Annotated in this window: 14 protein-coding genes; all 14 read right to left on the bottom strand. The window is 39.7% G+C overall.

All coding sequences use genetic code 11. The features are described from left to right. Window positions 1-18 precede the first annotated feature (18 nt). The 14 genes from rplS to hprK are packed head-to-tail and all read right to left on the bottom strand — an operon-like array spanning window position 19 to window position 11,991. Window positions 19-453, bottom strand: a complete 435-nt coding sequence (rplS, locus tag LEP1GSC202_RS01945) for a 50S ribosomal protein L19 (protein WP_039927894.1) — start codon at window positions 451-453, stop codon at window positions 19-21. An 8-nt stretch (window positions 454-461) separates the two neighbouring features. Next, window positions 462-1,115 (bottom strand): tRNA (guanosine(37)-N1)-methyltransferase TrmD, encoded by a 654-nt coding sequence (gene trmD, locus LEP1GSC202_RS01940; protein ID WP_015675848.1) that lies wholly within the window; start codon window positions 1,113-1,115, stop codon window positions 462-464. Continuing rightward, window positions 1,105-1,641, bottom strand: coding sequence for a ribosome maturation factor RimM (gene rimM / locus LEP1GSC202_RS01935; protein ID WP_244147609.1), 537 nt, complete (start codon window positions 1,639-1,641; stop codon window positions 1,105-1,107). The genes trmD and rimM overlap by 11 nt, the downstream gene beginning before the upstream one ends. Beyond that, on the bottom strand, window positions 1,631-1,861 hold the full coding sequence (locus LEP1GSC202_RS01930; RefSeq protein WP_012388646.1) for a KH domain-containing protein: 231 nt from the start codon (window positions 1,859-1,861) through the stop codon (window positions 1,631-1,633). The genes rimM and LEP1GSC202_RS01930 overlap by 11 nt, the downstream gene beginning before the upstream one ends. Window positions 1,862-1,868: 7 nt before the next feature. Next, window positions 1,869-2,126 carry a 30S ribosomal protein S16 gene (gene rpsP / locus LEP1GSC202_RS01925; RefSeq protein WP_015675939.1) on the bottom strand — a complete coding sequence of 86 codons (258 nt, stop codon included), beginning with the start codon at window positions 2,124-2,126 and terminating at the stop codon, window positions 1,869-1,871. A 47-nt stretch (window positions 2,127-2,173) separates the two neighbouring features. Further along, complete coding sequence (rpe, locus tag LEP1GSC202_RS01920) at window positions 2,174-2,836, bottom strand: ribulose-phosphate 3-epimerase (RefSeq protein ID WP_015675966.1); 663 nt, start codon at window positions 2,834-2,836, stop codon at window positions 2,174-2,176. 1 nt (window position 2,837) lies between these two features. Further along, window positions 2,838-3,857, bottom strand: a complete 1,020-nt coding sequence (locus LEP1GSC202_RS01915) for a PASTA domain-containing protein (RefSeq protein WP_015675868.1) — start codon at window positions 3,855-3,857, stop codon at window positions 2,838-2,840. After that, window positions 3,854-4,822, bottom strand: a complete 969-nt coding sequence (fmt, locus tag LEP1GSC202_RS01910) for a methionyl-tRNA formyltransferase (RefSeq protein WP_015675785.1) — start codon at window positions 4,820-4,822, stop codon at window positions 3,854-3,856. The genes LEP1GSC202_RS01915 and fmt overlap by 4 nt, the downstream gene beginning before the upstream one ends. A 17-nt stretch (window positions 4,823-4,839) precedes the next feature. Further along, a complete protein-coding gene (gene priA, locus LEP1GSC202_RS01905; RefSeq protein WP_015675717.1) occupies window positions 4,840-6,792 on the bottom strand; it encodes a replication restart helicase PriA in 1,953 nt (650 codons plus the stop codon). 1 nt (window position 6,793) lies between these two features. After that, window positions 6,794-7,612 (bottom strand): hypothetical protein, encoded by an 819-nt coding sequence (locus LEP1GSC202_RS01900; RefSeq protein ID WP_015675793.1) that lies wholly within the window; start codon window positions 7,610-7,612, stop codon window positions 6,794-6,796. A gap of 1 nt (window position 7,613) precedes the next feature. Next, the gene (locus LEP1GSC202_RS01895; protein WP_015675826.1) at window positions 7,614-8,960 is read right to left on the bottom strand and encodes a sigma-54-dependent transcriptional regulator; all 1,347 of its coding nucleotides are present in this window, start codon (window positions 8,958-8,960) and stop codon (window positions 7,614-7,616) included. Further along, window positions 8,960-10,783, bottom strand: coding sequence for an LIC_11548 family sensor histidine kinase (locus tag LEP1GSC202_RS01890; protein ID WP_015675736.1), 1,824 nt, complete (start codon window positions 10,781-10,783; stop codon window positions 8,960-8,962). The genes LEP1GSC202_RS01895 and LEP1GSC202_RS01890 overlap by 1 nt, the downstream gene beginning before the upstream one ends. Next, window positions 10,773-11,048, bottom strand: coding sequence for an HPr family phosphocarrier protein (locus tag LEP1GSC202_RS01885; RefSeq protein ID WP_015675749.1), 276 nt, complete (start codon window positions 11,046-11,048; stop codon window positions 10,773-10,775). The genes LEP1GSC202_RS01890 and LEP1GSC202_RS01885 overlap by 11 nt, the downstream gene beginning before the upstream one ends. Beyond that, entirely contained in the window at window positions 11,023-11,991 is a 969-nt protein-coding gene (gene hprK / locus LEP1GSC202_RS01880; RefSeq protein ID WP_015675813.1) for an HPr(Ser) kinase/phosphatase, read from the bottom strand. Before hprK ends, LEP1GSC202_RS01885 begins: the two co-directional genes overlap by 26 nt.

Below are 11,991 nucleotides of genomic sequence, written 5' to 3'. Positions count from 1 at the left end.
CCGTTAGATCGAAAGAAATTATGCGCTAGGTGCTTCAGTGGCTGCCGCTGCTTTTGCGGCCTTAGAAGCTTCGTCCTGTCTCTTTTTGTCTTTGGCAACAATTGCTTGTCCGCCTTTTCTTTCTTTGATACGACCAGCTTTTCCTTTTTTATCACGGAGATAAAAAAGTTTTGCACGGCGAACAGAACCCTTACGAACGAGTTCAATCTTGGCAATGCGAGGGCTGTGAAGAGGGAAAATTCGTTCCACTCCGATATCGTAAGAAACACGTCTTACAGTGAAAGTTTTGCTTTGTGATTTGTTCGCAATGGAGATCACAACACCTTCGTAAACCTGAACACGTTCTTTTCCAGATTCAACGATTTTGTAGTGAACTTTTACAGTATCACCAATTTCGAAATTAAGTTCGTTCTTTGCTTCGCCTGCGAGTGCTGTTTCTAGAATCTGATTCATGGCTTCCTCTAAGAATGATTTCTTGTTTTGCGGTTTTTTTGCCGCCATTTCCGGATCTCTTCATGATGTCCACCGAGGAGCACATCTGGAACCGTCCAACCCATAAAATCATAGGGCTTTGTATACTGGGGGTATTCTAATTCTTCCGTTTCGTTGTGTGATTCTTCTAGAAGGCTTTCTTCCTTCCCCAAAAAACCCGGTACAAACCGAGATAGGCAATCCGCCACAACGAGAGCAGCTAAATCCCCCGATGAAATAACATAGTTTCCAATGGCCACTTCCCTGTCAATTAAATGCTCCGTGACACGATGATCAACCCCTTCATAATACCCGGAAATCAAGGTAAAGGTATCAGAGGATTCAAAAATTTCACGTGCCAAGGTTTGGTTGAACAGTTCACCGGAGGGACTGAGTAAAATGACCTTCCCCTTTTTTTCTCCCAAGGATTCGAGAGCGCGGTAGATGGGACCCACTTGCAAAAGCATGCCAGGCCCTCCTCCATAAATGGTATCGTCTACCTTTTGGTGTTTGTTATCAGCAAAGTCTCGTAAGTGGATGGGATTGATTTCGACAACCCCTTGTTTCACTGCCTTCCCAGGAATTCCGGTATCAAAATAGGATATGATTTTTTCGGGGAAAAGGGTGATGAAATTAAAGCGCAAACCACTGCTCCCAATCAATGCATTCAATGGTTTGGTTTGCCAAATCCCAATCGCCTACGAATTGGTTCAGGAACGGTACAAGGACAGTTTCCCCTTCGCCTTGGATGGGTTTACATTCTAAAATGGGATGAGCTGGGTTATCGATCACTTGTGTGACTTGGTAACCAAGAGATGATTTCGTTTCTTTGGATACAATCACAAGACCGATAAGGTCTTCTGTATAAATTTCACCATCATTGGGTTTCGGAAGGTCTTCTTTTTTCCAAAGCAAGGAAAAACCACGATACTTCACAACGGTTTCCGGAGTATCGAACCCTTTGATTTTCACGAGGAAATGGTTCCCATTCGGACGAATGGACTCGATTTCGATGGTGGATGTTTTTCCTAGAGGGTCATTGACTGTGCAGGTGGTAGGTGCTTTCAGGGAATTCAGTGTTTCCCCTTCTGTGAAAACTTTGATGAACCCTTTGATTCCATGTGAGGATCCAAAGACCCCCACTTTCACTAAACTTGGTTTAGTCGACAATTTCTAAAGTATAGTTTTTGCCTTGTTTGGTTCCCGCGGCTTGTAACACCGTACGGAGTGACTTCGCAATCCTTCCGTTTTTTCCGATCACCTTACCGAGGTCTTTGGGAGCCACCCGAAGTTCGATCACAGTTTCTTCCTCTCCGGGTACTTGGTTGACGGCTACCTGGTCAGGTTGGTCAACGAGAGATGTCACGATATAACGAACTAAGGAATCCATATCCAAATTAACCTTTGAATTTCGACCAAACGTCGTCTTTTTTCAAAAGAGCAAGCACGGTATCTGTTGGTTGTGCCCCTTTTTTTAACCAAGAAAGAGTTTTTTCTTCATTGAAAGTAGCTTTTTTAACAGCGGATGCAGTTGGGTGAAAGTGACCAATCGCTTCGATGAATTTACCATCTCGTGGTGCACGAATGTCGGCTGCCACAATGCGATAATGCGGGTCTGCTTTTGTTCCCGTTCTTTGTAATCTTAATTTAACCAAGGAAAAATACCCCTTTTCTAGCGAGTTTTTTAAATAGGGACGTTCTGTCAAGAGCGAGTTCGGCCACTTGCAGCAAGTTCCTTTAAATTTTTGCCCTGAGCGTTTGGATCCCCTGTTTTATAGAGTCCAGAGCCCACAACAGTGATGTCCACACCGAGTTTTGCGAGTTCTTCCATATTGGATTCGTTCACACCACCATCCACTTCAAGTTCGATATTGTATGGTTTTGTGAGTTTGCGAACCGCAGCAATTTTCTCAAATCCCGACTTCACAAAGGACTGCCCATAAAATCCAGGGTCAACGGTCATCAGGAGGACCAGGTCAAGGTAAGGCAAAATTTGAGAGATGGATTCAGGAGGGGTTTGTGGGTTCAGTGACACACCCACTTTGATCCCTTGTTTTTTGATCTCTTCTGCAAGTCGTACTGAGAAGTTCGTGGTTTCAATATGAAACGTGATGCAATAGGGTTTTAGATCAAAGTATTTCGGAACATGCAGTTCTGGGTTACTCACCATAAGGTGGACATCAAGTGGGATGTCTGTATGTGACTTCACTTCTTTTGTAAAGGCTTCTCCAAAAGAAATCTGAGGCACAAAGTTTCCATCCATCACATCGATGTGGATGAGATCGATACTTTCTTTTTTGTACGTTGGGAGTTCTGTCGCAAGTCCCGTGAGTTTGGCGGCAAGGATGGATGCTGATATCTTCATCTTAATAGGTTCCTTTTAGTTTCCAAACTTTGGCAACTCCCGTTTCTTTTCCTACCAATGTGACTTTGGTATCAGTAGATCTGTGGATGACTAATCGGAGGATTTCATCTTCCTTTAAGGTTTGGCTTGTTAAAATTTCTTTTTCAATTTCCACAGCTTCACCAGGCTTCGTATAACTTACCTTAGCCGAATAAACATCATCGTCATCAATCTCATACTCTAAAAATTCATAATCATGGACAAGGGAAGCTGAAGGTTTTAATGCATACGCTCCAATTTCGGCTCCTGTTGGCTTCAATTCATAAGATGATACAAGTCCATGGGAATCACGAAACTCTGGTTTTGTGGTTTCTTTGATTGCGTAAGGGATTTTTTTCCGTTGTAAATAGTCCACTGCAAAGGGAACCGGGATGCCAACCAACTTTGTTTCATCACTGTTCTCTTTCAAACTTTGGTTTGATTTTTTGTCAGTACTCGCTTCTGTCACCAGAAGGTAAATTTTTTCACCAGAATGTGTTTCTTTGCCGGGTGCTGGGATTTGGTCGATGATGGTGTCCGCGGGCTCATCCCCCACAGCAGGTACATACGTTATGCCACCAATTTGTAACGGTACATACACTTCTCCCGATAGTACCTTTTCCAGAATTGCTTTCGCTCGTTTTAGATCTTGTCCTTTGACATCAGGGATCGTCACCCGATCAAATCCAATGTTGACGGTTAGGTAAAGTTTCGATCCAGCTTCTACTTCTTTTCCTGCATCAATGGATTGGCTTAGGATGATCCCATCTGTTTTTTCAGGGATTCGTTCCGATTCCAATCGGACTTTGAGTTGCAATCGTTGCAGCTCATTATGCACTTCAATGTAATTTTTCCCAATTACATACGGCATCAAAACCTTTTGTTCTTCTTTCGTACGGACAACTACCACGAGGAAGGCTGCCACAAAAAAAACTAAGAGTCCTAAGGAAACAAATAGAACATAACCACTGTAAGGTAAAATTTTAAGAAACTTTTCTTTCACGTAAATGATTCTCCGGTCAAAACCCGCGCCCCATTAAAAAATTCAAATCCCTTCATGGGTTTTTTCCCTTCGGGTTGTAAGGTATCTATACCAAGCAGGTTTCCGTCTCCACAGAGGCAGAAAAGCCTTTTTTTCTGGTGCAGAAAAAAGGAACCCGGTTTTGTTTCCGATGGTGGTGGGACAATCCCTTCGGTTGGATTTGGTAAATAGGAAGAAATGAAAATCAGTTTTTTCCCACGAAATTCTGTTGTGGCAAGTGGGTCGGGGTAAAGAGCTCTGATTTGGTTGTGGATTTCGAATGCCGATTTTGACCAAAGGATGGGCCTATGGCTTGCCGTGATCTTTTGGCAATGAGTGGCTTCGTTATGTTTTTGGGGAGTCGATTTCCACAGGTCCCCCGTTTCCTCCAATGTCTTTAAGAGACGAATGAGTTCTGTCCCACCTTCTTTTGTGATTGCTTGGAGGAGAGACCCCGTGGTTTCACTGGAACCCACTTCCCAAGATTTTTGGGAAATGATATCCCCTGAATCCACTTCCTTTGCAAGGAATTGGATGGTAAACCCGGTGGTTTTTTCCCCACTCAGTAAAAAACTTTGGACAGGGGATGCACCACGGTACTTTGGAAGCAAACTCCCATGTAGGTTGACACTGCCCCATTTTGGATCCTGAAACACATTGTCAGGAACAATGGAACCATAGGCATACACCACATGTACGGGTGATTGGAAAGATAAAATTAAGTTTTGTGCATCTAAATCTGTGCGAAGTTTTACAGATTGGATCACTGGGATTTTTTTTTCTTCTGCTAAAACTTTCACAGGAGTTGGAGTGAGGATTTGTTTTCTGCCAACAGGTTTGTCAATATTAGTGACAACAAAATCCACTTGGATGCCTGCATCTAGGATCATTTGTAATAAATCTTTTGAGTGTTCTGGGGATCCAAAGTATCCGATTGAGAGTTTCATTTTTTTTCCTTATGCAATTATACAAGTTCTAAGGGATCCAAATCATATTCAATGTAACATTTGGAATCCAACTTAAATTTTTGTTTTGTTTCTTTTAGGAGGTTACGTAGTGTTGTGATCGATTTGGCTTTAAGCAAAATGTGATACCTGAAATTATTATCGATTTTATAAAAAGGACATTGGCTTGGTCCAAGCATCACGACGGAATCATCTTTCCGTTCTTTGATGAGTTCTCCATAAATGACTGATTGTTTGTTTGCAACATCTTCATATTTGGAACGAAAGACAAGTCTTGCTAATCTTGCAAAGGGTGGATAAAAAAGATCCTTTCTAAATTGTAACTCCCATTCAAAAAATGCAGGGTAGTTTTGGTCCTTTGCCATTTTTAAAACGGGGTGTTCTGGGTCATTGGACTGTATGATCACTTCTCCTGGTTTTTCTCCGCGTCCCGCCCGACCTGCCACCTGTGATACAAGGGCATAGGTTCTTTCGCTACTCCGAAAGTCAGGGACACCTAACCCATGATTGGCGTTAAGGATACCAACAAGAGTTACGTTTGCATAATCGAGTCCTTTTGCAATCATCTGCGTACCAGTGAGGATATCAAGTTCTCCTTCCCCTAGTTTTTCTAAGACTAACCGTGTAACATCTTTATTTTTGGAACTGTCCTGATCGAGGCGTTCAATCCTTGCTTGGGGAAAATGTGATAATAAATACTCTTCTAGTTTTTGAGTACCTGCTCCAAAAAGATCCAAATCATCACCAAACATTTGTTTTAGATTACGGAAACTCGATTTATAACCACATAAATGACACCTTACTGATTGGTCAGAATGGTAACATAAGGTGGCAGTACATTTTGGACAATGCACAAACTCCTTTGTTTGCGGAGAAAAAATAAAGGGATTGTAACCGCGACGGTTCAGTAGTAAAATAATTTGTTCTTTTTTTTTCAATCGGTCTGAAATTTTATATTGTAAGTCACCCGATACCAGTTGTTTGTCATCTTGTTTGTCTGACATCTCGACGGTTGGTAATTTTGCTTTGGAATTGGCACGTTTTTCTAATTTGGAAAACCCAATTTGCCCTGACATCGCCAAGTAATACAATTCCACACTAGGAGTTGCCGAACCTAAAAGTAGTTTTCCATTAGTTTTTAAAATCCTTTGTAAAGCCACTTGGCGTGCGTGGTACCTAGGTGAACCATTTTCTTTGTAAGAACCATCATGTTCCTCATCCATGATCACAAGTTTCACATCCAAAAGTGGAGCAAAGATCGCAGACCTTGTACCAATACAGATTCTTTTTTTTCCTTCTTTTAAATCTAAATAGTTTTGAAATTTTTCTGAGATTCGTAAATGAGAATGTAAAACGGCAACTTGGTTTGGAAAAATGGCTTCGATTCGAGTGATCGTTGGGTAAGTGAGTGAAATCTCGGGGACAAGAAATATCACACTTCCAGTAGGTGATAACAAAATGTCTCGCATCAGATGGAGGTATATTTCTGTTTTCCCACTGCCCGTGATTCCATACAACAAATGGGTATTCGAATTTTTATTTCCCTTAATTTCATCAAATGCTTTTTGCTGGGCTTCATTTAACGGATGTAATAAATGGCTTTGAACGTTTACATCATTTTGATTTTGAACTTTCCTTTTTTTTCCTTTCGGTACCATAAGAAACAAGGCTTCCCCGAGAGAGGAAAGGTAATGCTCAGACATCCATTGGGCAAGTTCCATTTGCTCGTTTGTAATGACTGGCTCTATATCAATTTGTTTTAATATTCTTTGTGTTTCATAACTCGGTTGATTTTGGTGGATTCCAATGATTACCCCATCCCATTCTTTCCCATTTAAGGGAACAACAACTCGTATCCCCGGTTTTAAAGATTCCATGCCAACAGGCACTTCGTAGGTTAAGGTTTGACTCTCCCAAGATAAATTGAGAGCTACTTCCGCATATTGGATCATTTTATAAATATGGTTTTAGAACTGATAAATGAGAAATAAAACTTTCTTCTAAGTCTTGTTTTTCCTTTCCATATTGGAAGAGGTTCGTTTCCGAATCGGATTTTTTTGCTTTTTCCCCAAGAAATACAAGTGCCTCTGGTGATCTCGTGGTAAGCATCGGAATCTTAATTCCATTTAAATCCAAGTCCTCTACCTTTCCCAATTGTTCTTTGGCTTTCTCCGGTCCAAATAACAACCTTGCGGACGAACCAAGGATGACAATGGCTTTGATTCCAAACTCTTCCACAGTTTCTTTTACGTGAACTTTACAAGTTTCTAACCTTTGTTTCCAATCAGTTTCTTTGGAGTCTGTATGAGAAAATGTGCAAGCGGGATATTCTTCATAATAAAACTCCTCAAAAGAAAAACCAAATACCTTTTGGATGATTCCATCCCAACTCACTTCCGTTAACTTATCCTTAAAAATTTGGTTAGGACGAGTTTTCGTAAAAGGTTTTTCTTTGGCAGTTGTCGCACCCGAATAATGTAATACCAAAATTGGTTTTCTTCCTTTGTGTAAAAACTGCCTCACCCCACTCAGTTTCCCTTGGCATAACGTACATGAAAAATTGATGAGGTCTCTATTTTTACGTTGGCTTTCCTTTTGCTGTTTTTTCTGAATTTCTAAAGATTCTGGAACTTTTGATTTCCAAGGGAAAACAAAATCATTGGGATCTGTTTCCTCTTGCAAACGAAACACAGGCAAAGTTTGGTTTTGAATCAGGAATTTTGTTTCTTTTAAGATATCAGTAAAATTTTCTAAAATCGTTTTTTGGTTCATATCAACCCTCGATCAATTGGTCTACAGAAATATTGAGGGAACGTAACTTTCTATACAAATGAGTTCGTTCGATCCCAAGAGCTTTTGAAGTACGAGTGACATTCCCTTCACAAATTTGTAAGGTTTTGATGATGTATTGCCTTTCAAATTCTTCCTTTGCATGTTTTAAGTCACCTCGGGCCACCATTTCATTTGCCTTTTTAAAACCATGGAGGGCCTCTTTAACATCTTTTGCTCTGATGGTTTCTCCTGGAACTAGGATACTCAATCGTTCGATGATATTGGCAAGTTCTCTTACATTGCCTGGCCAAAAATGGGAAGACAGGGCATCTAAACCCTCTCTGTCGATGGTTTTATTGGGTAAATGATTTTCTGTTATGGACTTTTTTAAATAAAATTCTACAAGAAGTGGAATATCTTGGTTTCTTTCGCGTAACGGTGGTAATTCGAGAGGGATTACATTTAAGGCATAAAATAAATCCTCTCTAAATTTTCCGTCTCGGATCGCTTCCTCCACATTCGAATTGGTTGCCGCAATGATCCTGACGTCAACCGGGACTAATTCTTTGCCACCTACCCGTTCTATTTTTTGATCCAGGATGGCTTTTAATACTTTTGATTGCAGTGCCAAACTCAAATCACAAACTTCGTCCAAAAATAAAGTCCCATTTTGGGCTTGTTCCCATTTTCCAGGTTTGATCTCGGGGTTGTCACCTAACGTTTCACTTCCAAATAATTCTTGTTCTACACTTTCTTCTGGCAACGCAGCACAATTGAATTCAATGTAGGGTTCCCCTTTTCGTTTGGAATTGAGATGGATGGATCTAGCAGTGAGTTCTTTTCCCGTTCCATTTTCTCCGTAAATGAAAACACGAGCATTGGTTTCGGCTGCTTGGAACACTGCAAATTTAACACGAGTGATGGATGGTGACTCTCCTAAAATCTCATCCACTTCCAATTGGAAATTTGGAATTTCGTTATCTTTCGTTTTTTCAATTGAAGACTCAATGGTTTGGATTACTTTTTCAATGGATAAAGGTTTTTCTAAAAAATCGACGGCACCTTTTTTTGTCGCATTCACAGCAAGTTCAATGGTTCCATGTCCAGAAATCATAACGATCGGAAGGCTCGGATACAATTTTTTACATTCCAAAAGGATTTGTAATCCATCTTCCTTTCCCACCCAAACATCAAGTAAAACTAGGGAAGGCCTTTCCTTGGACAAAGCCTTTAAAAGGGCTTTCCCATTTGAAAAATCTTCTACTGAATATTCTTCATCCTCCAATATCACGCGCAAGGTTTTACGGATTTCTTTTTCATCATCCAAAATATAAATTAATTTTTGCATTAGGAAAGTTCCAAAGGAAGTTCGATACGAAACTTACATCCACCTAACTTCGAATTTTCAACGGAGATATGTCCATGATGGTCAATAATTGTTTTTTGCACAATCGCAAGTCCGATTCCAGAACCATGTTTTTCCTTGGTGGAAAAATAAGGCTCAAATATTTTTTCCTTCCATTCCTCCTTTAATCCAGGGCCAGAATCATCAATTTCGATCACGATACTTTTGCGAAGAGCCTTTTTTTGTAATTTGGACATGACACGAATTTTTTTACGTTTCACTGCTAAAATGTCCAACTCCTCTTTGGAATTGTCTTGGGACAAAATTGCTTCGACTGCATTTTTTATTAAATTGTTTATTACACCAAGAAACAGGCGTTTATCGAGGAATACTTCTGGTAGATTTTCAGCGAGTTTCAATTCAAAATCAATATCCGTTGTATCCCGAAAAAGTGCCACAGCTTCTTCCAATATTGGATTCAAATGTTGGTTGATAAGTACAGGAACAGGCATCCTTGCAAATTCGCTAAATTCCTTCACTAAATGTTCCAGAACACGCACTTGCCCAATAATGGTTTCCGTTGCATCAAATATCACAGATTCTAAATTTTCTTTTTTGGGATTTTGAAATTTCCTTTGGATCCTTTGTGCGGATAATTGTATGGGAGTAAGAGGGTTTTTAATTTCATGGGCCATTCTTTGGGCCACTTCTTTCCATGCTGCTATCCTTTGTGTATGCATAAGCTCATCTGATTTGGCTTTGAGGTCACTTACCATTTGATTGAAACTATCAATGAGAATCCCCATTTCCCCTTCTTCCGTTTTTTCTAAACGGATATCCGATTCTCCCAGTGATACTTTTTTTGTGGCATTTGCCAAATTGATAATTGGTTTTGAAATTCGCCTAGCAAATAAAAACGAAAAAAGAATCGCAATGAGAAACATAGCAAAAGAAAAACTAGCAATTGTGATGCGAACACTAAATGGAATTTTTTCTTTCCATAAACTTACTTTTTCATATGTGGATGTAGCGTTTATAATATTAAATACGTCTGACTCCAAACCACGATGTATCCTTTCGGCGATGATCAATACCTGATCCTGATTCACGGAAAACTTCGCCACCAAATAAGCCTTGTCAGATGAATAATAGCGACTAAAGTATATTCCTTTTTCTTTTGTTTCGGTGAATTCTAAATTCGAAAAATACTTATATAAATTTTTGGTTTCAAACTGAACTTTGTCTTTTTCAACGTATCCTAAATAAAAATCATTTTTTTCAAAAAGGCCATTTTTGATCCCTAGTTGAAAAATAGATAAACTATCAGGTTTTTCCTTTTCAAGTAAGGATCGAAAGCGATTGACAATCTCTAAAAAAGAAGATTCATTTTCTTTTTCGATGGAATCTACAAAATGATTTGCAGATCGTAGAGCATTGGAAATGTCTACTTGGTAATAACCTTCAATCAACCTTCCCGTCAAATTAGAAGATAAAATAAAAATGGGTAAGGAAGGAACAAGGGCAACAAATAGAAATGCGAGTGTTAAACGGTAACGAATGGAACTTCGGATTTTACCAGTCTGACGGTTCCTTCGATTGCGATAGATATAACTTAAAATTAAAGATAAAATGAAAAAGGGAATGAGGATGAAAACATAAGTATCTAACTTTGAATAAAACGAAATGTCTTCTTCTTCTCTAAAAAATACAAGTTCAGAAAATCCTATGGAGACAGCTAAGGTGAGGAAAAAAATAAAGATATCACGTAAGTAGTACCGATTTTCATCAGATAAATTGGGGAAAAATCGTAAAAGTCTACTTGGCATTCGTTTCAAAGTTTTGAACCACTAAAGTTTCTAACGCTTGTAAAGCCTCCTCCTCATTTTTCCCATCGGCGATCACAGAAAATACCGTTCCAGGTCCTAAGGCTAACATCATTAGTCCCATAATGGATTTTCCATTCACTTCAATATCATCTTTTTTAACAAAAATTTCACAAGGAAAACTGGCTGCTACTTTTACAAATAAAGAAGCAGGCCTTGCATGAAGTCCTGTACTATCTTCTCTAATCTTTAATTGGATTTGTTTCAATGGTGCTCTGCTGGATATAAGTATTGAGTTTATTTGAAAATTCTTTGGCGCTATTTTTTCCCATCTTACGTAACCTTTGGTTCATGGCTGCTGTTTCCACGATGATGGGAATGTTCCTTCCAGGTTTGACCGGAATTTCGATAAAAGGAACAGAAACACCTAAGATCTCTTCCATACTTTGTTCAATTCCCGTCCGTTCGTAATCTCCTGAAGTTTGTTCTTCCCATTCTTTTAGGTTGATGATGAGTTCAATGAGTTTATGGTCCCGAACCGAACCCACACCAAACAAATCTTTGATATTGAGAATCCCAAGTCCCCTAATTTCCATATGGTGGCGGAGTAAATCAGAACAGGAACCAATTAAATAACTTTCACTCAAACGCCGAATTTCCACCATATCATCTGCCACAAGTCTGTGACCACGTTCAATCAGCTCTAAAGCCGTTTCACTTTTCCCAACTCCAGACCTTCCCGTAAGTAAGGTTCCAATTCCAAACACTTCAATGAGCACCCCATGGCGCATTGTCCTGGGAGCTAAGGCACGATCTAAAATTTGTGAAATGAGGGTGATGAAACGGTGGGTCGCAATTTCGGTTTTGAATAATGGAATTCCTTTTTCTTTCGCACGTTCCACAAATGGAATTTGCGGTTCGTTGCCATGGGTATAAATGATACAATTGAGATGGAATTCAAAAAACTTGTCTGTGATCTCTCGTAATTTGTGTTCGGATAATGAATTGAGGTAAGCCCATTCTCCTTTTCCTAATATTTGAATCCTATCATTGGCAAAAAAGTCAAAAAAACCTGTCAAGGAAAGACCCGGCCGATTGATCTCAGCACTATTGATTCGGTTGGAAAGGCCAACTTCCCCAGTGACGAGTACCAGTTGTAAGTCGTCATGGTCTCGGAGGATGGTCTCCACTGTGATTCCTGGAACTGGCAT

The sequence above is a fragment of the Leptospira yanagawae serovar Saopaulo str. Sao Paulo = ATCC 700523 genome (genome assembly GCF_000332475.2).
GTDB classification, from domain to species: domain Bacteria; phylum Spirochaetota; class Leptospiria; order Leptospirales; family Leptospiraceae; genus Leptospira_A; species Leptospira_A yanagawae.
Note: the sequence above shows the minus strand (reverse complement) of the source record. Positions and strands in the feature narration are given on the sequence as shown.